Source organism: Nonomuraea sp. NPDC050404, from assembly GCF_040655495.1.
GTDB lineage: Bacteria > Actinomycetota > Actinomycetes > Streptosporangiales > Streptosporangiaceae > Nonomuraea.
This window is the reverse complement of the sequence record NZ_JBFAKB010000004.1, coordinates 358,978-382,792: the sequence shown is the minus strand read 5'-3', so window position 1 is coordinate 382,792 and position 23,815 is coordinate 358,978. Positions and strand designations below refer to the sequence as shown.

16 protein-coding genes are annotated in these 23,815 nt (G+C 69.4%); 13 read left to right on the top strand and 3 right to left on the bottom strand.

Annotated features, from left to right (window positions below; translation table 11 throughout):
• Nucleotides 1-169 precede the first annotated feature (169 nt).
• The 13 genes from AB0I81_RS13255 to AB0I81_RS13195 are packed head-to-tail and all read left to right on the top strand — an operon-like array spanning nucleotide 170 to nucleotide 18,192.
• Nucleotides 170-2,512 (top strand): Ig-like domain-containing protein, encoded by a 2,343-nt coding sequence (locus AB0I81_RS13255; protein WP_360654899.1) that lies wholly within the window; start codon nucleotides 170-172, stop codon nucleotides 2,510-2,512.
• A gap of 19 nt (nucleotides 2,513-2,531) precedes the next feature.
• Entirely contained in the window at nucleotides 2,532-4,520 is a 1,989-nt protein-coding gene (locus tag AB0I81_RS13250) for an ABC transporter substrate-binding protein (protein ID WP_360654896.1), read from the top strand.
• A gap of 9 nt (nucleotides 4,521-4,529) precedes the next feature.
• Nucleotides 4,530-5,528 (top strand): ABC transporter permease, encoded by a 999-nt coding sequence (locus AB0I81_RS13245; protein ID WP_360654893.1) that lies wholly within the window; start codon nucleotides 4,530-4,532, stop codon nucleotides 5,526-5,528.
• A gap of 6 nt (nucleotides 5,529-5,534) precedes the next feature.
• Entirely contained in the window at nucleotides 5,535-6,671 is a 1,137-nt protein-coding gene (locus AB0I81_RS13240) for an ABC transporter permease (RefSeq protein WP_360654890.1), read from the top strand.
• Nucleotides 6,646-7,644 (top strand): ABC transporter ATP-binding protein, encoded by a 999-nt coding sequence (locus tag AB0I81_RS13235; RefSeq protein WP_360654887.1) that lies wholly within the window; start codon nucleotides 6,646-6,648, stop codon nucleotides 7,642-7,644. The genes AB0I81_RS13240 and AB0I81_RS13235 overlap by 26 nt, the downstream gene beginning before the upstream one ends.
• Nucleotides 7,641-8,690 carry an oligopeptide/dipeptide ABC transporter ATP-binding protein gene (locus AB0I81_RS13230; RefSeq protein ID WP_360654884.1) on the top strand — a complete coding sequence of 350 codons (1,050 nt, stop codon included), beginning with the start codon at nucleotides 7,641-7,643 and terminating at the stop codon, nucleotides 8,688-8,690. The genes AB0I81_RS13235 and AB0I81_RS13230 overlap by 4 nt, the downstream gene beginning before the upstream one ends.
• Nucleotides 8,687-9,769 (top strand): sialidase family protein, encoded by a 1,083-nt coding sequence (locus AB0I81_RS13225; protein ID WP_360654881.1) that lies wholly within the window; start codon nucleotides 8,687-8,689, stop codon nucleotides 9,767-9,769. The genes AB0I81_RS13230 and AB0I81_RS13225 overlap by 4 nt, the downstream gene beginning before the upstream one ends.
• 41 nt (nucleotides 9,770-9,810) lie before the next feature.
• Nucleotides 9,811-10,935: a sialidase family protein gene (locus AB0I81_RS13220; RefSeq protein WP_360654878.1), complete on the top strand. Its 1,125-nt coding sequence runs from the start codon at nucleotides 9,811-9,813 to the stop codon at nucleotides 10,933-10,935.
• A 22-nt stretch (nucleotides 10,936-10,957) separates the two neighbouring features.
• Nucleotides 10,958-12,409, top strand: coding sequence for an ABC transporter substrate-binding protein (locus tag AB0I81_RS13215; protein WP_360654875.1), 1,452 nt, complete (start codon nucleotides 10,958-10,960; stop codon nucleotides 12,407-12,409).
• A 14-nt stretch (nucleotides 12,410-12,423) separates the two neighbouring features.
• Entirely contained in the window at nucleotides 12,424-13,803 is a 1,380-nt protein-coding gene (locus AB0I81_RS13210; RefSeq protein WP_360654872.1) for a DUF5060 domain-containing protein, read from the top strand.
• Nucleotides 13,800-14,801, top strand: coding sequence for a DUF5605 domain-containing protein (locus AB0I81_RS13205; protein WP_360654869.1), 1,002 nt, complete (start codon nucleotides 13,800-13,802; stop codon nucleotides 14,799-14,801). Before AB0I81_RS13210 ends, AB0I81_RS13205 begins: the two co-directional genes overlap by 4 nt.
• Complete coding sequence (locus tag AB0I81_RS13200; RefSeq protein WP_360654866.1) at nucleotides 14,798-16,891, top strand: hypothetical protein; 2,094 nt, start codon at nucleotides 14,798-14,800, stop codon at nucleotides 16,889-16,891. Before AB0I81_RS13205 ends, AB0I81_RS13200 begins: the two co-directional genes overlap by 4 nt.
• Nucleotides 16,888-18,192: a glycoside hydrolase family 28 protein gene (locus tag AB0I81_RS13195; RefSeq protein WP_360654863.1), complete on the top strand. Its 1,305-nt coding sequence runs from the start codon at nucleotides 16,888-16,890 to the stop codon at nucleotides 18,190-18,192. The genes AB0I81_RS13200 and AB0I81_RS13195 overlap by 4 nt, the downstream gene beginning before the upstream one ends.
• On the opposite strand, the gene AB0I81_RS13190 is transcribed toward AB0I81_RS13195, so the two are convergent.
• Genes AB0I81_RS13190 through AB0I81_RS13180 form a run of 3 tightly spaced genes read right to left on the bottom strand, consistent with a single transcriptional unit; the run spans nucleotide 18,187 to nucleotide 23,753 of the window.
• On the bottom strand, nucleotides 18,187-19,965 hold the full coding sequence (locus AB0I81_RS13190; protein WP_360654860.1) for an ABC transporter ATP-binding protein: 1,779 nt from the start codon (nucleotides 19,963-19,965) through the stop codon (nucleotides 18,187-18,189). The genes AB0I81_RS13195 and AB0I81_RS13190 overlap by 6 nt on opposite strands.
• The gene (locus AB0I81_RS13185) at nucleotides 19,962-21,818 is read right to left on the bottom strand and encodes an ABC transporter ATP-binding protein (RefSeq protein ID WP_360654857.1); all 1,857 of its coding nucleotides are present in this window, start codon (nucleotides 21,816-21,818) and stop codon (nucleotides 19,962-19,964) included. Before AB0I81_RS13185 ends, AB0I81_RS13190 begins: the two co-directional genes overlap by 4 nt.
• A gap of 57 nt (nucleotides 21,819-21,875) precedes the next feature.
• A complete protein-coding gene (locus AB0I81_RS13180; protein WP_360654854.1) occupies nucleotides 21,876-23,753 on the bottom strand; it encodes a beta-L-arabinofuranosidase domain-containing protein in 1,878 nt (625 codons plus the stop codon).
• Between the last annotated feature and the right edge of the window lie 62 nt (nucleotides 23,754-23,815).

Genomic DNA, 23,815 nt, shown 5'->3' with positions numbered 1-23,815 from the left:
CATCTGCCGAGAAACCACTCTTGACACTGACATGCGTGTCGTTCACGATGTGATGAATCCACTCCATTCATGGCTGAATAAAAATTCTCACCAGCGACAGCGTGGTCCGGAGTGTGCCGAAGGCCGGCACAGCCCTGCCTATTTCCGGGGCGGAAAGAGAGCGTCATCCATGACCGAGGCCCCTGGCTTCGATCCCCAGCAATCAGGATTCAGCCGCCGTACGTTCGTGCGCTCGGCTGCTTTGGCCACGCCCGCCGTGGCTATCGGCGGCGGCATGCCGGCCGCCGCGACCGCCACCCCGACGCCGCAGCCCAGCGGCTCACCCTCGCCCTCGGCGACGGCGGCGGCGGCCAAGAAGGTCCCCGCCTTCCCGGGGGCCGAGGGAGCGGGCATGTACACCTCCGGCGGGCGCGGCGGCGCCGTCTACGAGGTGACCACCCTGGACGACGACGGTCCCGGGTCACTGCGTGAGGCCTGCGCCAAGTCGGACGGCACGATCGTCTTCCGCGTCGCCGGCAACATCAAGATCAAGGGCGGGCTCGACATCACCGGGTCCAACCTCACGCTCGCAGGTCAGACCGCCCCGGGCCACGGTGTCACCGTCATCGGCAACGAGACGCAGATCAAGGGCAACAACATCATCGTGCGCCACCTGCGCTTCCGCGGTGGCGACGAGCTGGGCACCCCGATCGACACGTTCAGCGCCCGCAACGTGCGCGACATCCTCATCGACCACTGCTCCTTCTCCTGGGGCGTGGACGAGTGCTTCTCCGTCTACGGCAACACCAACGTGACCGTGCAGTGGTGCATCATCTCCGAGGGCCTGACGAACTCGGTGCACGACAAGGGCCGGCACGGCATGGGCGGGCTGTGGGGCGGCGACAACATCACCTACCACCACAACCTGCTCATCCACCAGAACGCCAGAAACCCTCGCTTCAGCTTCTCCGAGGGCATGAACATGCTGGTGGACCACCGCAACAACGTGATCTACAACCACGGCATCACCTCCTGCTACGGCGGCGAGTGGTCCAACGGCATCAACATGGTCGGCAACTACTACAAGCCGGGCCCCAACACGCTGCCGAAGATCGCCAGGGAGATCGTCGCCCCCGGGCGGCTCGGCCAGTGGCACGTCACCGGCAACGAGATCGAGGGCCACGCCGACGTCACGGCGAACAACGCGCTCGGCATCACCTACGCCATCGGCGGCATCACGCTGCTGCCCAAGGCGGTGGAGTTCGAGAACGGCATCACCGAGCAGACGCCGCAGCAGGCGTACGCGACCGTGCTGGAGCAGGCCGGCGCCACCCTGCCGCGCAGGGACGCCATCGACGCCCGCCTGGTCAACGAGGCGCGCGCCGGCACGGGACGGCACATCAACTCGCAGAAGGACGTGGGCGGCTTCCTGCCCTTACCGTCGGAGGTCGCGGCCCCGGCCGACAGCGACCACGACGGCATGCCGGACGAGTGGGAGACCGCCCAGGGGCTCAACCCCGAGAGCGCCGACGACGCCCAGACGGTCGGCACCGACGGGTACACCAACCTGGAGCGCTACCTCAACTCCATCCAGCGGGCGGGCGGGCGCAACCCCGAGGTGACGATCACCTCCCCCAAGATCGACCAGGTGTTCGCGGCGAACAAGGACAAGCAGGCCGTCGCGATCCAGGCCGACGCCAAGGCGCTCGACGGCGGGACCATCGCCAAGGTCGAGTTCTTCCACGGTGACACGAAGATCGGCGAGGCGACGGCGGCGCCGTACCAGGCGACCTGGGAAGGCGTCACGGACGGCACCTACTACCTGACGGCCAGGGCCACCGACAGCACCGGCTCGGCCACCACCTCCTCGCTCGTGCCGATCCACGTCAACCGCACCAGGACGCACGCCGGGTGGCAGGTCAAGGACATCGGCGAGGTGCCGATCCCCGGCAACACGGCGCTCAAGGACGGCGTGTTCACGATCAAGGGATCCGGCAAGATCGCGGGCTGGAAGGACTCCTTCCACCTCGCCTACAAGGCGGTCGGGTTCAGCAAGCGCGGCGAGGTCCTGGAGATCACCGCGCGGATCGACAAGGTGAGCAAGGGCCACGTCGACGCCGTGGCCGGGCTCATGGTGCGGCAGGACCTGGAGCCCAACTCGCCGTTCATGATGGCCGGCATCGGCTACTCGGCCAGCAACGAGGACGGCTCCGGCAGGCGCGCCAAGGCGATCAGGGTCGCCTCCCACGGCACGGCGCCGAGCGTCGGCGTGTGGCCGGCGGCCGGTGAGGACCCGCTGGACGAGAAGCCGTACTGGCTGCGCCTGGTCTGCCGGAGCCTGCCCAGCAACGACGTCGAGTTCGAGGCCTTCCTCTCGGAGAACTCGCTGAACTGGGATCGCATCGGCTACGAGCGCATCGCCATGCGGACAGGACGCTTCTACGTCGGCCTGGCCGTGGACGGCAACCAGGAGGCGAACGGCGTACACGCCTACACCACGGCGACCTTCAGCCTGGTAAAGGTCAATCGTTAGACCCCGAAACGGAGCACCCATGACAGATCAAGCTTTCACGAGGAGGAGCCTGCTCCGCGGCGGGGGACTGCTGGCGCTGGCCACGGTCAGCGGCTGCAGCTTCTTCGACACCAGCCCGAACACGGGCGCGAACGGCGCCGCGCGGGTCGCCGACCTGTCGGCCAAGGAGGCGCCGGCGCTGGCCGAGCTGGTCAAGGCCGGCAAGCTGCCGCCGCTCGCGGAGCGCCTGCCGAAGAACCCGCTCGTCGTCACCCCGCTGCAGGAGCCGGGCGCGTACGGCGGCACGTGGAACTCGGCCATGGTCGGCGAGGACGACTGGGACTGGCTGATCTACACCCTGGCCTACGAGCCCCTGGTCCGGCTCAAGCCCGGCACCAACGGCCAGAAGGGCCCCGACGACATCATCCCGAACGTGGCCGAGTTCGAGGTCAAGGACGACGGCCGCGAGTACGTCTTCAAGCTGCGCGAGGGCCTGAAGTGGTCCGACGGGAAGCCCTGCACGGCCGACGACCTGCTGTTCGCCTTCGAGGACGTGACCGTCTACAAGGACCTGCACACGACCGGCGTCTACGACCTGTTCCTGGAGAACGGCACCACGGACGAGCTGGTCAAGGTGGAGAAGGTGGACGAGCGGACGGTCCGCTACGTCTACAAGGAGCCGAAGGCGGGACTGCTGTTCCAGATCGCGGTCTCCACGTTCGAGCGCGGCGGCGCGTCCGGGATGCTGCTGCCCAAGCACTATCTCGAGCAGTTCCACAAGAAGTACAACAAGGACGCCGACAAGCTGGCCAAGGAAGCCCAGTTCGAGGACTGGACCCAGCTGTTCATGCAGAAGAACGACGTCGCGCACAACGCCGACCTGCCGACTCTGCACCCGTGGAAGATCACCCAGGCCATCGGCAACGGCACGGCGGTGATCGCCGAGCGGAACCCGTACTACTGGAAGACCGACGACAAGGGGCGTCAGCTGCCCTACATCGACCGGTTCAGGTCTGACCTCCTCGGCGACGTCGAGGTGGAGCTGCTGAAGATCATGAACGGCGAGATCCACATGCAGCTCCGCAACTTCAACACGCCGGAGAACAAGCCGCTGGTCGCGCAGAACTCCGCGAAGGGCAAGTACCGGCTGTTCAACGTGCCGAGCCGGCTGAGCAACACGATGATCATCCAGTTCAACCAGACGATCGGCGACGACGACCTGCGCGAGTTGTTCCAGAAGAAGGACTTCAGGATCGGGCTGTCGTACGCGATCAACCGCAAGGAGATCATCGACGGCGTGTACGCGGGCCAGGGCGAAGCCTGGCAGGCCGCGCCCTCCAAGAACAACTCCGTCTACGACGCGGAGTTCGCCAAGCAGTACACCGAGTACGACGTCGCCAAGGCCAACGAGTTCCTGGACAAGGCCGGGCTGACGGAGAAGGACTCCGGCGGCAGGCGGCTGGGGCCCAACGGCCAGCCGCTGACCATCACCGTCATGACCAGCGCGGAGTTCCCGCACCACGTGCAGGCGCTGGAGTTCGTCAAGAAGCACTGGGAGGCGGTCGGGGTCAGCCTGCGTACCGACCCGGTGTCCGACACCCTGTTCACCGAGCGCACGATGGGCAACAACCCGCAGGCGTCCACGTTCACGTGCAGCGACTTCGACGTGATCACCGGCACCGGCGGCAGCCACTACTACGTGCCGAGCAACTCCGGCAGCGCCCGCTACGCGATCCGCTGGGCCCTGTGGTACGGCAGCAAGGGCAAGAACGGCGACGAGCCGCCGGCCGAGGTGAAGAAGCAGCTTGAGGCGTTCACCGCGATGCGCAACGAGCCGGACATCAACAAGGCGATCGAGCACGCCAAGGAGGTCGTGCGGATCTCCAAGGACCAGTTCTACGCCATCGGGATCAGCTCCCACCCGGACGAGTACGGCATCGCGACGAATACCTTCAAGAACGTGCCCGACTCCATGTCCGTCTGTCCCGTGAACCCCGGGCCGACCCAGCCCGAGCAGTACTCCCTCTGAGGCGCCGACATGCTGGGTTATTTCGGCCGCCGCCTGCTGTACGTGGTGGTGACGATGGCCGCGATCTCGATCGCCGCCTTCGTCATCATCAACCTGCCGCCGGGCGACTACGTCTCAACGGTGATCGCGAACGCCCAGGCGGGCGGCGAGGGCCTCACTCCGGCGGAGATCATCAACCTCCGGCAACGGTACGGCCTGGACGATCCGATCTTCGTGCAGTACTGGAACTGGATCACCGCCATCGTGCTTCACGGCGATTTCGGTCAATCGTTTGCCTGGAACGCCCCGGTCGCCACGCTGATCGGCGAGCGGGTCGCGCTCTCGGCGATCCTGTCGATCAGCTCGTTGCTCATGGTCTGGGCGATCGCGTTCCCGATCGGGATCTACAGCGCGGTCAAGCAGTACTCCATCGGTGACTACGGCTTCTCCTTCCTCGGCTTCATCGGGATGGCGATCCCCGAGTTCATGCTGGCGCTGATCCTCATGTACATCGGGTTCCGCTTCTTCGGGGCCAGCGTCGGCGGACTGTTCTCACCGGAGTTCCAGGACGCCGCCTGGAACCTGGGCAAGGTCCTGGACCTGATGAGCCATCTGTGGGTGCCGATCGTGGTCATCGGCGTGTCCGGCACCGCCGGCATGATCCGGGTGACCAGGGCGAACCTGCTGGACGAGCTCTACCGGCCCTACGTGCACACGGCCAGGGCCAAGGGCCTGCCGGAGTGGAAGCTGCTGCTGAAGTACCCGGTGCGGATGTCGCTCAGCCCGTTCTTCAGCACGGTCGGCTGGTTGCTTCCCGGGCTGATCGGCGGAGAGACCATCGTGTCGGTCGTCATGAGCCTGCCGACAGGCGGCCCGCTGCTGCTCAGCGGAGTGATGAACCAGGACATGTACCTGGTCGGCAGCTTCATCATGATCCTCAGCACGCTGACGGTGATCGGCACCGTGGTGAGCGACATGGCGCTGGCGTGGTGGGATCCGCGAATTCGCAAACGGTACAAGAGAGAGTAGCGCCGCATGTTCCTCAGGCGACCGAAGACGCAGGAAGTAGGGACGCTGCCGCAGTGGCGGCTGATGTGGCGGCAGTTCCGCCGGCACCGGCTGGCGATGGCCGCCGCGGCGATCCTGATCCCGATCTACTTCGTGGCGATCTTCGCGGAGTTCTTCGCGCCGATGTCCAGCGCGACGGCGAACACGGCGCTGACGTACGCGCCGCCGCAGGTGGTGCAGTTCTCGGGCGAGCACGGCCTGCACGTGAACGGGTACACGACCCAGCGCGACACCAACACCTACGAGCAGACCTACACCGAGGATCCCAGCAAGGTGATCAAGGTCGGGTTCTTCGTGCACGGTGACGAGTACAAGCTGCTGGGGCTGATCCCGTCCGACATCCACCTGTTCGGGCCCGTGGTCAAGGGTGAGCCGTTCTTCCTGCTGGGCTCCGACGAGAACGGCAGGGACCTCTTCTCCAGGCTCATCCACGGCGCGCGGGTGTCGTTGTCGATCGGGCTGGTCGGCGTGCTGGCCAGCTTCTTCCTCGGCATGCTCATAGGCGGCATTTCCGGATATTTCGGGGGCGGCGTCGACAACGTCGTGCAGCGGGTCATCGAGTTCCTGATGGCGATCCCGACCCTGCCCCTGTGGATGGCGCTGTCCGCCGCGCTCCCCACCGACTGGGGGCCGATGACCCGATATTTCGCCATCACAGTGTTGCTGTCGTTAATCGGGTGGACCGGCCTGGCCCGCGACGTGCGCGGACGGTTCCTGTCGCTGCGCGAGGAGGACTTCGTCACCGCCGCCCGCCTGGACGGCGTGGGCCGGCTGTCGATCATCTTCCGGCACATGATCCCGTCGTTCGCCAGCCACATCATCGCCTCGTTGTCGCTGGCCATCCCGGCCATGATCCTCGGCGAGACGAGCCTGAGCTTCCTCGGCCTGGGCCTGCAGGCCCCCGCCGTGAGCTGGGGCGTGCTGCTGGAGGGCGCGCAGAACGTGCGCGTCGTGGCGAACGCGCCCTGGATGCTCGCGCCCGGCATCGCGGTGGTGATCGTCGTGGTCGCCATGAACTTCTTCGGTGACGGCCTGCGTGACGCCGCCGACCCGTACGGCAATAGGAAGGTGAGCAGGCGTGCCCGCAGACGACGTGCTGCTTGAGATCGAGGACCTGCGTACGCACTTCCTCATGGACGACGGCGTGGTGTGCGCCGTGGACGGCGTGGACCTGCGCGTACGCAAAGGCGAGACGCTGGCCATCGTCGGCGAGTCGGGCTGCGGCAAGAGCGTCATGGCCCGCTCGATCCTGCGCCTGGTGGACCCGCCGGGACAGATCGAGGGCGGGAAGATCACCCTGCACCGCGAAAGCGGGCCCGTCGAACTGGTCGGCGCGGACACCAAGCTGCTGCGCCAGATCAGGTGGAACGACATCGCGATGGTGTTCCAGGAGCCGATGGCCTCGCTGAGCCTGGTGCACACCATCGGCAGCCAGATCGTCGAGGCGGTGCGGCTGCACGACAACGTCGGCAAGGCGCAGGCCCGCAAGACCGCGATCGAGATGCTCGACCGGGTCGGCATCCCCATGCCGCAGCGGCGGGTGGACTCCTACCCGTTCGAGCTGAGCGGCGGCATGCGGCAGCGGGCCATGATCGCGATGGCGCTGTCCTGCCGGCCGAGCCTGCTGATCGCCGACGAGCCGACCACCGCGCTGGACGTCACCACGCAGGCGCAGATCCTGGAGCTGCTGCGCGACCTCCAGGACGACTTCGGCATGGCGATCATGCTGATCACCCACGACCTCGGCGTGGCGGCGCAGGTGGCCGACAGCATGGCGGTCATGTACCTGGGCCGGGTGGTCGAGTACGGCTCCGCCGAGCAGGTGCTCTCCGCTCCCCGCCACCCCTACGCGCAGGCGCTGCTGCGCTCGATGCCCCGGCTGGGGCGCGCCAAGCAGCGGCGGCTCACGGCGATCAAGGGCATGGTGCCGCCGCCGTACGCGCGGCCCGACGGGTGCTTCTTCCACCCGCGCTGCGACCACGCGATGGAGGGGAAGTGCGACGCGGTGGCACCGTCCCTGCTCAAGGTGGGCGACCGAGAGGTGTCTTGCCTGCTGTACGAGGAGGAGGCCAAGTGAGCACGGAACCCCTGCTCAAGATCGAAGCGCTGTCCAAGCACTTCCCCATCCGCAGCGGCCTGCTGGGCCGGCAGGTCGGCGCGGTGAAGGCGGTGGACGAGGTCGATCTGGAGATCGCCGCCGGCAGCACGCTCGGCCTGGTCGGGGAGTCCGGCTGCGGCAAGACGACGCTCGGCCGGTGCATCGTGCGGGCGCACGACCCGACCGGGGGGCGGATGCTCTACCGGCGGCGCGACGGCTCGGTGAGCGACGTGGCGGGGCTGACGGACAAGGAGCTCAAGCCGTACCGGGCCGAGGTGCGGATGATCTTCCAGGACCCGCACTCGTCGCTCAACCCGCGCAAGACACTGCGCGAGATCATCGGCGAGCCGATGCGGGTGCACAGGATCGGCACCTCGGACGAGATCGACGACCGGGTCGGCGAGCTGCTGGAGCGGGTCGGCCTGCGCCCCGAGTACGCCAACCGCTACCCCCACGCCTTCAGCGGCGGGCAGCGACAGCGGGTCGGGATCGCGCGGGCGCTGGCCCTGTCGCCCCGGCTGGTCGTCGCCGACGAGGCGGTCAGCGCGCTGGACGTGTCGGTGCGCGCCCAGATCCTGAACCTGCTGATGGACCTTCAGGAGGAGTCGGAGCTCGGCTTCCTGTTCGTCAGCCACGACCTGGGCATCGTCGAGCACGTCTCGGACGTGGTCGCGGTCATGTACCTGGGGCGGGTGGTGGAGCAGGGCCCGACCGAGGAGCTGTACACGCGGCCCATGCACCCCTACACCGAGGCGCTGCTGTCGGCGGTGCCCGACCCCGACCCGGCGGCCAAGAAGCACCGCGAGCGGATCAAGCTGCTGGGCGACATCGCCGACCCGGCGAACGTGCCCGAAGGTTGCCCGTTCAACCCGCGCTGCGTGTACGCCAAGGACACCTGCCGCACCGAACGGCCGCCGCTGCGCGAGGTCCATGGGCGGCGGGTGGCCTGCCACTTCGCCGAGGAGCTGGAGCTGCGCGGCGTGCCGGACCCCGACCTACGAGAGGACCCGGTGGTGAACGCATGAGTGACCCCCGACAGGACGGCGCCGTGAAGCAGGCGGCCGATCCGCGCTTCGACGGCATCGTCCGCCCGTCCGCCGTGCTGCCCGGCGCCCGCGAGGCGCTGCTGCCGGTGCCGCACGGCATCGACAACCACGCGGCCAACCTGCTGCGCACGCGCGCCGGCGACCTGCTGCTCACCTGGTTCAGCGGCCCCAACGAAGGCGACCCCGGCACCAACGTCGTGGTCTCCCGCCTGTCCGGCGACCGCTGGGAGGAGCCGCTGCTGGTGGCAGCCGACCCGGCGCGCAGCGAGCAGAACCCGGTGTTGTTCGAGGACGGCGACGGGCTGGTCTGGCTGCTGAACACCTCGATGGAGCCGCACGACCAGACGACCGCGCACGTCGCGGCCCGCACCTCGGCCGACGGCGGCCGCACGTGGAGCGAGCCGCACGTGTTGTTCTCCCGTCCCGGCAGCTTCATCAGAAACCCGCCACAGATCCTGGCCGACGGGACGTGGCTGCTGCCCGCCTACCACTGCGGCGCCACGGGCGACCGCAGCCTGGTCCAGGTCAGCGCGGACGGCGGGCGCACCTGGAGCGAGCACGACGTCCCCGGCAGCGGCGACGTGGTGCAGATGACGATCGCGCGGCGGCCGGACAACCGGCTGCTGGCGATGTTCCGCGACCGGCGGGCGGGGCGGATCTACGCCTCCACCTCCTCCGACGGCCGCACCTGGTCCGCCCCCGAGCGGACCGAACTGCCGAACAACGACTCCTCCGTCCAGCTCACGAGGCTCGGCGACGGACGGCTCGCGCTCGTCTACAACGACGCGAGCCTGGAGAACGACCAGTTCAGATGGGTGACCAAGAACGGCAAGCGGCGCAAGAAGGCGCTGCGTACCCCGCTGGTCGTCGCCCTCTCCGAGGACGGCGGCGCGAACTGGCCGCACCGGCGCGTGTTGCAGGATTCCGACTCCGAATATTGGCAGAGCGAGCTCGGCTATTCGTATCCGAGCGTCATCGACGGCCGAGAGGGACGACTCGACGTCGCCTTCTCCTATTTGCGGAAGACCATCAAATATCTGGAGATCAATCCATCATGAAAATTCGGCAGAGCCTTTTATACGGCGCTCTGGCGGTGGCAGTGGGCGTTCCTTCGTACGTCGCCGGGCATGACGACGGCAACGTGAAGGTGGAGCCCACCGGCGGGTACGCCTGCCGCCAGGACGTGGCCGCCCCCGACCCGAACGTGCCCAAGGTGCACGCGGCCGCCATCGCGCAGGCCCCGCAGGGCGACATGCTGACCGTCTACTACGGCGGCACGTCGGAGGGTGCCGCGAACCAGGCGCTCTACATGTCGCGGCTGGCGGCCGGCCAGAAGACCTGGTCCAAGCCCGAGGTCGTGTACGACGAGGCCGGCAAGGCCGACGGCAACCCGGTGCTCTGGTCGGACGGCAAGCGCGTGTACCTGTTCTTCGTCACGATCGAGGGACACGGCTGGGAACAGGCGCCGATCAAGCTCATCACCTCCGACGACGGCGGGCACACCTGGAGCGAGCCCACCGTCCTGCGCAAGGAGTGGGGCTGGATGACCGGCACCAACCCGATCCGCATGTCGAACGGCGAGGTGCTGCTGCCCATCTACGACGAGGTCAACTCCTCCTCCGGCTTCTACGTCTTCGGCCAGGACATGAGCACGTGGAAGTCCTACCCGGAGGACAACGCGAACTGGATCAAGACGCCGAAGAGCTCGATCCAGCCGACCGTGGCCGAGGTGGAGCCGGGGCGGCTGGTGGCGTACATGCGGACCGGGGACGGCGCGATCTACAAGAGCGAGTCGACCGACTTCGCCCGCACCTGGAGCGCGCCGGTGGCCGAGCCGATCGGTAACCCCAACTCCCGCGTCGCCGTGCACAAGCTGGCCAGCGGCAACCTGGTGCTGGCCTACAACCCGTGGGTCGAGCACCGCTCCCCCATGCGGCTCTCGCTCTCGCCCGACAAGGGGCGCACGTGGGAGAACACGGTGGACGTCGAGGCGCAGTCCGGCCCGCAGTTCACCTATCCCGTGCTGACGCAGAGCAGCGACGGATTCATCCACATGGTCTATTCCTACAACCGCAACAACATTCGCCACGTCGTGTTCAACGAGCAGTATCTCCGCGACTCGGTGGGCCTGCTCTCGAACTGGCCCGAGCACACGATCACCGAATTCAAGAACGGTGTCCGGCGGAATGTCGTGCGTAAGTGCAGCTACACCCCCACCAAATAGCCTGGCTTAGGAGAGAGACCATATGAAGAGCAAGTCCCGCGGCTTCGCCCTGCTCGCGCTCGCCCTCACCGTGACCGCCGCCGCGCCCGCGGCGGCCAACGCGAGCCCTCAGCCCTCGGCCGCCTGCAAGGACGTGCCGAACAGGTACAACCTGCCGTTCAGCGTCTGCGACGACGAGTTGTTCATCTTCGCCGCCAACTTCAAGCCGTTCGAGGCGACCGTCGACAACGAGCAGGCCGCCGCGACGAGGGTCTTCGACGAGCTCATCGGCAACAAGCTGCGCGAGAAGTTCCCCAACGTCAAGATCAAGTACGCGACGTGGGACTACCCCGTGCGCTACGACGAGCTCAAGGCCGCCGGGGTCACCCCGGACCTCATCATCGAGGACCCGAAGAACCGCATCGACCGCGACCTGGAGCCGATGGGCTGGGTCGGCGACCTCACCGCCGACCTGCAGAAGGCCGGCATCGACGTGAACACGCTGAACAAGGCCGCCGTGGAGCTGACCAAGTCGCGCTCCGACGGCGGGATCTACGGCGTGCCGCTCTTCATCGACGAGCACGTGCTGCTCTACAACAAGAAGATCTTCGACAAGTTCAAGGTGAAGTACCCCAAGCCGGGGATGACGTACGACGAGGCGTTCAAGAAGGCCAAGCAGCTGACCAGGGACGACGGCCTGAGCCACTACAAGGGCTACATGCAGCACCCTGACCAGTACCTGGACTTCAACCAGGCCGGGCTCTACCCGTTCCAGCCGACGTCGAGCGAGGAGCCGAAGCCCGAAGAGATCAAGGTCGACATCAGCAGCGACGCCTGGAAGACGTACGTCGACAACCTGTACCGCTTCCTGGAGATCCCGCGCAACGACTTCACCACCGTCACCGACTACTTCAAGGGTGACATGAGCCAGCCGGGCCACCTGGCCATGGCGGTCGACACGATCTCGCGGCTGAGCATGTACGCCGGCAGCGAGTTGTTCATCGAGGACGGGGACGAGGCCGCCTTCGCCGAGCAGGCCAAGAGCGTCGACATCGGCGTCAGCGCGATCCCGGTGCTCAAGAGGGGCGCCAAGACGGTCTACCAGCCGAACACGCGGGCCGCGTTCGTCCCGCCGTCCTCGCCCAAGAAGGACCAGGCGCTGCAGATCGTGAAGTGGCTGGTCTCCGAGGAGGGCCAGACCGAGCTGTCCAGCCACGGCGTCAAGGCGGTCCTGCAGACCGACAAGGTCGTGCAGAGCTTCGGCAAGGCGATCCCCGAGCTGGCCAAGCTCGACACCTCGGCCGTCTACTGGGGCGAGAACGCCGCGATCTCCAACTACCAGAACACCGAGTACTGGGACCTGCCGCTGTGGTCGGTCTACCGCCAGCACATCCTGCGTGACGGCGGCACGCCCGAGCAGGCGCTGGCTCTCTCGCAGCAGCAGGACATCCCCAACTACATCAAGGCGCAGTCCGAAGCTGGGAAGGATTGGTAACACTGTCCCCCATCGTGGAACGCTGGGGCGTCCACGAGATCGAGCTGGCCGGGCCGGCCGGCGGTAACCCCTTCGCGGAGGTTCACCTGTCGGCCCGGTTCCAGTTCCGCAATCGCATCGTCGAGGCCGAGGGCTTCTACGACGGCGAAGGCGTCTACCGCGTCCGGTTCATGCCGGACGCGGTGGGTCCGTGGAGCTACACCACCGTTAGCAATGTGACAGAGCTGGACGGGCACAAGGGCGGCTTCGAGGCAGTGCCGCCCGGTCCCGGGAACCATGGCCCCGTACGGACCAAGGGCATCGACTTCGCGTACGCGGACGGCACGCCGTACCTGCCGTTCGGCACGACGGCGTACCACTGGACGCACGACATGGACGAGGAGCGCGAGCGGCAGACCTTGCGCACGCTGGCGGCCTCGCCGTTCAACAAGTTGCGCATGTGCGTGTTGCCGACCGGGCCGATGCGGCCGCCGGAGGTGCCCTTCGCCGGGCAGGACCCCGACGGGCTGGACAAGACCCGGTTCAACCCGGTCTTCTTCCGCCACCTGGAGGCCCGCGTCAAGGATCTGCTCGACCTCGGAATTGAGGCCGACATCATCCTCTTCCATCCGTACGACTTCGGCGTGCGCGGCATCCAGGACATGGGGTGGGAGACCGACCACGCGTTCCTGCGCTACACGATCGCCCGCCTGGCCGCCTACCGGAACGTGTGGTGGTCGGCCGCCAACGAGTACGACTTCAACAAGTCCAAGACCGTGCGCGACTGGGACGACATCCTGCGGGCCATCGTGCGGCTGGACCCGTACGAGCGGCTGCGCTCGATCCACAACGGGACCCGCATGTTCGAGGTCGCGACCCTGTGGGACAACACCAAGCCGTGGGTGACCCACCACAGCGTGCAGCACTGGGACTCCACGCCGACCGACACGTGGCTGAAGGAGTGCCCCAAGCCCGTGGTGATCGACGAGATCTCCTACGAGGGCAACATCGGCAAACGCTGGGGCAACGTCACCGGCCAGGAGCTGATGGAACGCTACTGGGAGGGCATGACGCGCGGCGGCTACGTGGGCCACGGCGAGTCGCTGGCCGGATACCAGGAACGGGCGTGGATCGGCAACGGCGGCGGCCTTTACGGGGAGAGCCCCGCCAGGATCGCCTTCCTGCGCCAGATCATGGAAGCCCGCCGCGACGGCGTGCTGCTGCGTTACCTGGGGCGGCGGCAGGCGGCCCAGGTCACCGTGGACCTGCCCCCCGGCGGGGACTACGGGATCGAGCTGATCGACACCTGGGACATGACGATCACCCCGGTGGACGGGGTGCATCGGGACCAGGTGCGGGTGGGGCTGCCGCGCCGGCCGTACCTGGCGCTGCGGATGACGAGGGTGGAGCGATGATCGACGAAGGCATGGCGACCACCGCGCTCGGCTGGCACCTCCAGGAGGACAAGCGGCGAGCCCAGACGCTCGCCACGCTGGAGTCCTCCCCGTTCGACCGGGTGCGGATGGCGGCGCTGGCCTCGCGCTGCTCGCTCGACTCCCTGGAGGATCGGGTCTCGGAGCTGGCCGCGATCGGCGTGACGGCCGAACTGGTGCTGCTGAGCTCCGGGGAGGGGGTCACGGACGTCGAGGCCGCGGCCCGGTACGTGTCGGAGGTCGTGCCGAGGCTGGCCGTGCACCGGAACGTGTGGTGGTCCCTGACCGACGACCCCTCCCAGTTCCCCGGCCTGTCCGAGCACGACTGGGTGCGGCTGGCCGACCTGGTGGCCGAGGAGGATCCCGGGCACCATCCGCTGTCCATCACCGTGGAGGCCGGCTCGCCGCTGTTGTGGCGGCGCTCGTTCACCCACGGCAGCGTACGGGCGCGCAGCCCGCGCGACGCCTGGGTCCAGACGCGCGACCACCACAAGCCGGTGCGGATGGACATGTGCGGCTACGAGGGCGACGCCGACGACCCGTGGCGCAGCCTGACGGCCGAGGAGGTCGTGAACCAGGCGTGGGACGGGACCGTGCGGCGGCGCTGCGTCACGCACGGGGAGTCCTACCGGGACGAGGACGGGCTGACCTGGTCGGAGGCCGGCGGGACGTTGTCCGGCGGGGCGGTGCCCCGGCTGGCGCTGCTGCGGCAGATCCTGACCGCGATCCCCGCCGAGGCGCGGTACGTCGATCGGGACGCGCCCATGTTGGAGCTGACGGGCGAGTTCTACCTGGAGTTCTGCGGGGAGCACCGCTTTCCCGAGCGGACGTACGACGTGCCCGAGGGGCGGTACGAGGTCGAGGTGATCGACACCTGGGAGATGACGGTCACGTGGGGCGAGGTGCAGGAGGGCCCGACGGTGACGGTGCCCCTGCCGGGCACGGTCGGCCAGGCGATCAGGCTGCGACGGCGCCCATGACCACCGCAGACCAGGCCCCCGCGGCCCCCGTAACCGCCGTAGCCTCCACGGCCGCCGCGGCCCCCGCGACCGCCGCAGCCTCCGTGACCGCCGTGGCCTCCGATGTCCCGGCCGTCATCGCCGAGCCGGGCGGGAAGGTCGTCGAGGTGGTGGACGGGCCTGGCGGCCCCGAGGTGCGGCTCGGGCGGCGTGACGCCGACGGGCCGCACCTGCGGGCTCCCCTGCGCGGCCTGCTCACCGCCTCGACCGGCCGCCCCTGGCGGATCAAGCCCGCAGAACCGGGCACCGTGCACCTGCGTGACGCGTCGATCGTGGCGACCGCCAGCGCCGGGGCGCTGAGCGCGTACCTGGAGCTGGCCTTCACCCCGGACGGCCTGCTCACCCTCACCACCACCTGGCGCAACGACTCCGAGCGGGAGGTCACCGACGTCGCGGCCGGCCTCCTGCTCCCCCTGCCCGCCGACGACGCCCACGTGACCATGCCCGGCGTCCTCTACAACGGCAACCCCTCCTCCGACCCCGCCCGCAAGGTGCCCCGCATCGAGCGTGGTTTCGTGTGCGAGGAGCACCGGCTGCCCATCCCCGCCGTGAACGCCGCCTGGGAGGACCGCTACGTCAGCGTGTTCGCCCATCCTGAGCCCGTACGCGACCGGGACGGCAGGGTCACTTACGGCTCGCTCGGCCTGGTCCGCTCCCCCGGGCTCACGGTGGCCGCCACGACCGGGGTGATCATGTTCGACGGCGAGCCGGACGTCTGTTACGTCAGCAAGGCGGAAGTAGCGGACAGACCGGTCGGCTACCGGGACCTGGCCCCCGGCGAGACGATCACCACCCGCCACACCCTGGACTGGGGACCGGTCGAGCCACGCGGCCTCGGCTTCACCAAGCTCGTGCACACCGACCTCTACCAGAGCGAGGGTGCCCGGCCGCTGCCGGCCGACGAGATCGTCCGGCTGAAGACCATCGCCATGGACTCGCGCTGGGACGGCGACGGCTACCTCGCCTACGAGGGCGTCCGCCACGGCCGCCCCCGCTCCTACCTGTACGGGTGGACCGGCCAGTGCATGAAGCTGGCGCGGTGCGACGCCATGCTCGGCCGCTTCGAGCGGGCCGGCCGCGCGGCGGACTTCTACGTCGAGGGCAGCGCGACGCCGGTACGCGGGCTGCGGCACGCCCGCTACCTGGTCGACGAGGAGCGGTGGGAGATGTTCCGCAGGAACGACGCGGACTTCGTCTCCAGCCGCGCCCACGGCGAGACGATCGCCGACCTGGCCGCGCTCGCGGTGCAGTTCAGGGAGGCCGGGCTGGACGTGCCGCCGCAGTGGCAGGAGGCGGTGGAGGACGCCGCCGCGCTCTTCTGGCACACGCGGCTGCCCGAGGGCGTCGTCCCACTCGGCTGGACCCCGGACGGGACCGCGGTCTCGCCCATGATCACCGCGGCGGGGATCGCATGTGTGCAGGCCATGCTCGGGGCGTACCGGCTGAGTGACAAGCGCATGTGGCTGATGCGCGCCGAGGAGGTGCTGGCCGCCTACCACCGGCTGCACGCGGCCACGTTCGAGCGGCCGTTCGCGCACGCCACCCTCGACGCCTCCGGGGAGGACAAGGAGGCCGGGATGTACTTCTTCCTGGCCGCCTACGAGCTGTACCGGCTGACCGGCCAGGAGCAGTACGCACAGTGGGCGGAGACGGCGGCCGACTGGCTGCTGACGTTCGTCTACGTGTGGTCGCCCGAGTACGACAGCGGCAGCACGTTCGAGCGGCGCGGCTTCAAGGCCAGCGGCTGGCCGGCGGTCAGCGTGCAGAACCACCACCTCGACGTGTTCTTCCCGACCTCCGAGCTGAGCGAGTTCGGCCTGACGACCGGCCGGACCTGGTACGCCGAGCAGGCCGACCGCATCCTGCATGCCATGGGCCAGGGCATCTGTCAGGAGCCCGGCGACTGGGGGTTCCAGACCCCCGGCGAGCAGGGCGAGGGATTCTTCCAGACCAACTGGCAGCGTACGGGCGAGGCGAACACGTGGAACCCGTCCTGGGTGATCGCGCTGCCGCTCTACCACGCGCTGCGGATGAGGAGGGTGCCGTCATGACAGAGGAAGAGGCCTGGCTGTACGCCGACGAACTCCGGGACCGGGTGCGCCCGCCGGAGTTCCCCGACCGCTGGTTCGACGTGACCGACTACGGGCAGGGCACCGAGGCGTTCAGGGCCGCGATCGAAGCCTGTCACAAGGCGGGCGGCGGGCACGTCCGGGTGCCGCCGGGAACGCACAGGACCGGGGCGATCCACCTGCTCAGCAACGTGGACCTGCACGTCGAGGCGGACGCCACGATCCTGTTCAGCACCGACCCCGACGACTACCTGCCCGCCGTCTACACCCGCTTCTCGGCGATCGAGTGCTACAACTACTCGCCCTTCATCTACGCCTACGGCCAGGAGAACATCGCGATCACCGGCAGCGGCACGCTCGACGGGGCGGCCGGTCCCGAGCACTGGTGGCCGTGGGTGGGCACACCGGAGTTCGGCTACCGGGAGGGCATGCCGAACGAGGCCGAGGACTGGGCCGAACTGCAGCGCATGGCCGCGGCGGGCGTACCGGTCGAGGAGCGGATCTTCGGCGCGGGTCACTACTTCCGGCCGAACATGATCCAGCCGTACCTGTGCCGCAACGTGCTGGTGGAGGGCGTGCGGATCGTGCGCTCCCCCATGTGGGAGATCCACCCGGTGCGATGCGAGAACGTGCTGGTCAGGAACGTGTCCATCTACTCACGCGGCCCCAACAACGACGGCTGCGACCCCGAGTCCTGCAAGTCCGTGGTCATCACCGGCTGCGTCTTCGACGTCGGCGACGACTGCATCGCCATCAAGGCCGGGCGCGGCCCGGACGGCCGCCGCGTCGGAGTCCCCTGCGAGGACGTCCTCATCGAGGACTGCGACATGCGCTACCGCTACGGCTCCGTCGCCATCGGCACCGACACCACCGGCGGCATCCGCAACGTCTTCGTGCAACGGTGCCGGTGGGGTGGCGAGGGGCTGTACTTCGGGCTCTACATCAAGACGAACTCGGTGCGCGGCGGGTTCGTGGAGAACGTGTTCGTGCGCGACGTGGAGGTGGACGGGCTGACCAAGGAGGTCGTCTCAATCGACCTCTACCACGGCGACGGCCACAACGGCGACGACCCTCCCCCGATCCGCAACATCAACGTGGCGGAGGTGCGCAGCGCTAACACCCGCAGCGCGTACCTGCTGCGGGGCTATCCCGAGCAGCCGCTGCGCGACATCACCATCCGAGACAGCACCTTCACGGGGGTGCTGCGGGCGGACGTGGTGAGCGACGTGGAACGCCTGTCCGTCACACGCGTCACGGTCGCAGAACCGAACACCGGGTCATGAGTACGCGGCGGCCTGGGCGTTGTACAGCGTGGCGTACCGGCCGCCCAGTTCCATCAGCTCCTCGTGGCTGCCCTGCTCCAGCACCCGCCCCTCCTCCAGCACCACGATGTGGTCGGCGTTGCGCACGGTGGAGAAACGGTGGGAGACCAGTAGCGTGATGCGGCCGTGTTCGGCGGCGGCGTGGCGCAGGAAGTGCTCGTACAGTTCGTGCTCGGCCTGCGGGTCCAGCGCGGCGGTGGGTTCGTCCAGGACCATGAGCAGCGGGTAGCGGGGCATCAGGGAGCGGGCCAGGGCGAGCCGCTGCCACTGGCCGTGGGACAGTTCGGCCCCCTCGTAGAGCCGGCCGAGCTGGGTGTCGAGGCCGGCGGGCAGGGTTGCGACGATCGGGCCCGCGCCGGCCTTGTCGATGGCCCGGCTCACCGCTCCCCTGTCGTCGATGGCGGGCAGCCGGCCGACGCCGACCGTCTCGCGTACCGGGAGCTCGAACTTCACGAAGTCCTGGAAGACGCCGGTCAGCCGCTCCCGCCAGGCGTCCAGGTCCAGTTCGGCGTACGGCAAGCGGTCGGCCGCCAGGCAGCCGGCGGTGGGGGCGTACATGCCGGTCAGGAGTTTGACCAAGGTGGTCTTGCCCGCGCCGTTGGCTCCCACCAGCGCCACCGTGGAGCCCGCGTGCAGGGTCAGGTGCACCTCCGACAGCACCGGCTCCGCCGCGCCGGGGTAGGTGAAGCAGACGCCGTGCAGCTCTATGCCGTACTGCAGGCCGTCCGGCGGCGGGCGGGTGCCGGTGGCGCGGTTGCTGTCGGCGTACCGGAGCAGCCATTGGTGGTGGTCCATGGCGTGGGCGGCGCCCGCGATCCGGGTGAAGGAGTGGACGGTGCTGTAGACCTGGAAGCGGAGCTGGGTGCCGAGGGTGATGACCAGCATCAGCTCCCCCAGCGTGGCCTGCCCGGCGGCGACCATCCGGGTGGTCAGCACCAGCGCGGCCACCAGCCCGGCGGCGTAGCAGAGCCAGCCCGCGAGCTGCCAGCCGATCGCGCCGAGGCGCGCCCTGAGCAGCGCGCCCACCACGTGGGTGCGGGCGGTGTGGGCCGCCTCGTCCAGTACGGGGCCCGCGCCGGAGACGTAGATCTCCTTGCCGGTCTCCGGCTCGATGCACATCCGGTGCAGGCGCTGCTCCAGCCGCGAGTGCCCGGCGGTGGCCAGGCCGGCGGCGGCCAGGCGGCGGCTGGCGCGTCCGGCCGCCCACAGCGGCGGCAGCGCCAGCAGGGCCAGCCCGCCCAGCGCCGGGTGCACCGAGGCCAGCAGCCACACCGACAGCGCGGCGCTGATCAGCGTGACCGCCGTGTCGGTGACCGCCCAGCAGGAGCCGGCCAGCGAGTGGGTCTGGCGGCGCAACTGGCTCAGGCGGTCGAGGTAGTCGGGGCGTTCGAGGTGCTCCAGGGTGGGGATGGCGGTGGTGGCGTGCAGGATCTCCCGGTTGACCTCGACGTCCACCCGGTTGATCAGGTCATCCTGGTAGTTGCTGCGGGTACGGCCACACGCCCCCAGGGCGGCGTAGGCCAGCGTGCCGACGATCACGGCCAGGACGAGCGGGCCGATGGCGTGCCGGCCCGCGGCGTCCACCAGCCAGCGCTGGCCGAGGGCGATGAGCGCGTTCGTGACGGCCTGGACGACCGACAGCGCGGCGATCAGCGTGACGATGCGGGGGTCGGCGCGCCAGGCGAGCGCGAAGAGGTGCGGGAGCAGTCGCGGCCACTTGAGCTTGGCGGTCATCCTTCGCTTCCCGTCATGGTGGTGAAGCGGGCGGCCTGGAGGCGGAAGAGCCGGGCGTAGGCGCCGTCCCGTGCCAGCAGGTCGTCGTGATCGCCCTGCTCGGCGACCCGGCCGGCCTCCAGGAGCACGATCCTGTCGGCGTTGCGGACGGTGGAGAGCCGGTGTGAGATGAGCAGCACCGTGGTGCCCGGCACCTCGGCGACGACCTGCCGATAGAAGCGGGTCTCGGCCTCGACGTCCAGGTGGGCGGTGGGCTCGTCCAGGATCAGTACGTCGCGCCCGTGCCCGACGGCGAACACGGCCCTGGCGATGGCCACCCGCTGCCACTGCCCGCCCGACAGATCGACGCCGTCGGAGCGGTCGCGGGTGAGCGGGGTGTCGTAGCCGGCGGGCAGCGCCTCGATCACCTCGTGGATGCCGGCGCGGCGGGCCGCGGCGCGGATGCCGTCCAGGTCGTCGCGGTGCTCCGGCGCGGCCATCGCGATGTTGTCGGCGGCCGGGAGCGGGTAGCGGTTGAAGTCCTGGAAGACCACGGCCACCCGGCGTCGCCACGCGGCCAGCTTCTCGGCGGTCAGGGGTTGGCCGTCCACGAGCACGCGGCCGGTGGTAGGCAGGTACAGACCGGCCAGCAACTTGATCAGGGTGGTCTTGCCAACGCCGTTGTGCCCGACAAGCGCAAGCACCTCGCCGGGGCGGACGGTCAGATCCAGCCCACCGAGGACACCATGCTCGGCACCGGGGTAACGGAAGCCCACGCTCTCGGCCCTGAGCTCCGGCGGCGCGGAGAATTGGTGCCCGGCCTCGCTGAATGTCATAGGTTGATGGCTCGCGGTGAGGCGGTCGAGTGCGCGGACGGCGCCGAGGCCGAACTCGATGTCGAACGCCTCATGACCCATGGCCGCGATGCCGAAGACGGCCCCCGCCGCCACCAGCACGGTCACGAGCGCGGAGAGGGACAGATCGCCGCGAACGGCGGCCAGCCCGGGGAACAGCAGCACCAAGCAGGCGCTCGCGGCGGCCAGGACGGCCGTCAGCCACTGCTGTCGCAGGATGCCGCGCCGGTGCTCCCAGATCGTCCGGGCCCAGGCCAGCACCTCCCGCGTACGCCGCCGCACCACCCACTCCGCCAGCCCGAACAGCCGGATCTCCTTGGCGGCCGGCCCCGTCGAGGCCACCTCGGACCAGTACTCACCCCGCCGCCGCAACTCCTCCCGCCCGTCGGCGACCTCGGCCAGGCCGATCCACCAGCGACGCAGCAACGCCCGCTGGGTCAACGCCAGGGCCAGCACCACGACCGCCAGCACCACGGAGAACTGCGTGGCCACCACGGCGGCCGAGCCCGCCGCGCTCAACATCCTGAACACCAGGCGGAGCTGGCCGACGGCGGCGGTGCCCGGCGAGCGGATCCGTCCACCGCCCAGGTCGGAGGCCCGGGACGCCTCATCGGCGAAGGCCGGGTCCTCCAGGTGCGCCATGCCGGCGGGCGCGAGCGCGAGCAGCCGTACCCGCCGCATCACGCGGGCGTCCACGTGCCCGGCCAGGTACTGCTCCAGCGCCCCCGCGAGCGCCTCCAACGCCTCGGTGACCGCGAGCAGCGCCGCCATCGCGACCAGCGGCCACACGACGGACGCCTGCGCGCCGAACAAAGAACCGAACAAAGAGCCGGGCAAGGAGCCGGGCGGGAAACCGGACAAGGAGCCGGTGAGCGCGGCCACCAGCCAGCCGGTGGACAGGGCGGTGGCGGCCGGCGCCAGGGCCGCCAGGCCGTGCACCAGCACCAGGCCGGCGGCGGCCCGCGGATCTTCGAAAGACAGTCGTAACAGGCGGGTGCGCTCGGCGACCAGCCGCCTCACGACCCTAACGCTTCCGGATCTTCCCTTTCCCCCGAACCTGACATGGCGCCTCCACGATCAGTGCATGGGCGCCCAGATCGTCATCGGCCCGGCGCCACGGTTGGCCCAGGCATAGTACGGCACGAACCTGAGATCGATCGGCCCCGTGTGCTCGGGCTCCCGGGGTGCGGTGGCGGTGCGATAGGGGAAGCCGGCATCGTCGTCGCGGTGGGCGTGGGCCCGGCCTCGGGCGATGACCGGCACCACCTCGGAAGGCAGGCCGGGGACCGGGGTTCCGTCGCGCAGGGCCGCGTCCGCCGTGACGCACAGGTCGTCCACGATGACGCCGGGGTGGTCGGTCTGTTCCAGGCAGTAGACGAGCGGGCCGCGCTCGACGGCGACCTGCCCGCGCGCCACGTCCAGCCGGGGCACGGCGACGGTCAGGCGGGGTCGGACACCGAGGTCCAGGGAGATCCGATCGCCGGTACGCCAGGTGCGCCGGACGCGGTGGTAATCCCCGGGCACGAGCTCCTCGCCGTCGATGACAGCCGCGTCCGCCCAGGACGGGATGCGGGCGGACAGGGTCCACGGGTGGTCGGGGGTTTCGCGGACCACGATCTCGACCCGGCCGTTCCACGGGTAGTCGGTCTCGACCTGGAGCAGGACGTCGCCCGCGCGGACGCTGCCGGAGGCGTACAGGTGGAGTTGCACGCCGTCGTCGGAGCGGGTGGCCAGGTAGTGGTCGAGGGAGGACAGCAGGCGCATGACGTTCGGCGGGCAGCAGGCGGTGCCGAACCAGTCCTGGCGGCCCCTGGCGGCGGAGCGGCGGTCGTCGGGGTTGGCGCCGGCGCGCACCCGCAGCGCGTTGACGTAGAAGAAGCGGTCGCCGGTGAGTGAGATGCCGGGCAGGACGGCGTTGTAGAGGGTGCGTTCCATCAGGTCCGCGTAGACGGACTGGCCGGTGGCCAGGAGCAGGCGCCAGGACCAGTGCACGCTGGCGATGGCGGCGCAGGTCTCGCAGTAGGCGGTCTCGGGGGACAGCTCGTGCGGGCCGCCGAACTGCTCGCCGTACCAGACGGAGCCGAGCCCGCCCGTCAGGTATGTCTTGGTCGCCACCATGTCGCGCCACTGGTGGGCGAGCGCGTCGAGGAGGCCGCTGTCGGCGTTCTCGATGGCGACGTCGGTCGCGCCGGCGGCCAGGTACATGGCGCGTACGGCGTGCCCCTCGACCGTGGTGGCCTCGCGCAGCGGCACGCGGTCCTGGCGGATGCCGGGCCCGTGGTGGCCCTTGAGCGGCAGTTGCTCGCGCCCCCGGCCGTCGACCATGCGGGTGGCCAGGTCGAGGTACGGGCGCGTGCCGGTCTCCCGGTACAGCTCGGCCAGCGCGGTCTCGACCTCCGGGTGTCCGTCGAGCGCGTCCGGCGGCAGGTCCTTGACCAGGTGGTCGGCGAAGCGGGTGGCGACCCGCAGCAGCGTGTCGTCGCCGGTGGCGCGGCGGCCGGCGACGGCGGCCTGCATGAGGTGCCCTGCGCAGTAGAGCTCGTGGGCGGAGGCCATGTCGGAGTAGCGGGCGCGGCCGGTGAGCTGGGTGTGGGTGTGCAGGTAGCCGTCGGGGGCCTGGGCGGACTCGACCAGTTTGGCGGCCCGCTCGTAGGACCTGGCGAGGTCCCGGCTCTCGGCGCGCCCGCGTTCCCAGGCCACGGCCTCCAGCCACTTGTAGACGTCGGAGTCGGCGAAGACCTTCCCGCGGTGCTCCCCTCCGGCACCGCGGGCGGCCAGTTCGAGGTTGGCGAAGGCGCCGGACTCGCGTACCCGCTCCTCGCCCAGGGGGATCGTCACGTCGCGGTTGACCTGCTGCCGCGCGCCCCAGAAGCCTCCCTCGATGCGCCCTCCGGGGGCGGGTCGCAGGGTCACTGCCGCCTCGGCGCGTGGCCGCACCACCGAATCTTCGCTCATACGGCCATCCTGCCTCAGCGTAACATATCCAACAAGACATGAATATCTATACATCTCTTGAC

Excerpts from the sequence above, each read along its gene's own strand:
- AB0I81_RS13195 (WP_360654863.1), top strand. The coding sequence starts at position 16,888 with ATGACAGAGGAAGAGGCCTGGCTGTACGCCGACGAACTCCGGGACCGG.
- AB0I81_RS13180 (WP_360654854.1), bottom strand. The coding sequence starts at position 23,753 with ATGAGCGAAGATTCGGTGGTGCGGCCACGCGCCGAGGCGGCAGTGACC.
- AB0I81_RS13225 (WP_360654881.1), top strand. The coding sequence starts at position 8,687 with ATGAGTGACCCCCGACAGGACGGCGCCGTGAAGCAGGCGGCCGATCCG.
- AB0I81_RS13200 (WP_360654866.1), top strand. The coding sequence starts at position 14,798 with ATGACCACCGCAGACCAGGCCCCCGCGGCCCCCGTAACCGCCGTAGCC.
- AB0I81_RS13250 (WP_360654896.1), top strand. The coding sequence starts at position 2,532 with ATGACAGATCAAGCTTTCACGAGGAGGAGCCTGCTCCGCGGCGGGGGA.
- AB0I81_RS13245 (WP_360654893.1), top strand. The coding sequence starts at position 4,530 with ATGCTGGGTTATTTCGGCCGCCGCCTGCTGTACGTGGTGGTGACGATG.
- AB0I81_RS13240 (WP_360654890.1), top strand. The coding sequence starts at position 5,535 with ATGTTCCTCAGGCGACCGAAGACGCAGGAAGTAGGGACGCTGCCGCAG.
- AB0I81_RS13255 (WP_360654899.1), top strand. The coding sequence starts at position 170 with ATGACCGAGGCCCCTGGCTTCGATCCCCAGCAATCAGGATTCAGCCGC.
- AB0I81_RS13205 (WP_360654869.1), top strand. The coding sequence starts at position 13,800 with ATGATCGACGAAGGCATGGCGACCACCGCGCTCGGCTGGCACCTCCAG.
- AB0I81_RS13190 (WP_360654860.1), bottom strand. The coding sequence starts at position 19,965 with ATGACCGCCAAGCTCAAGTGGCCGCGACTGCTCCCGCACCTCTTCGCG.
- AB0I81_RS13215 (WP_360654875.1), top strand. The coding sequence starts at position 10,958 with ATGAAGAGCAAGTCCCGCGGCTTCGCCCTGCTCGCGCTCGCCCTCACC.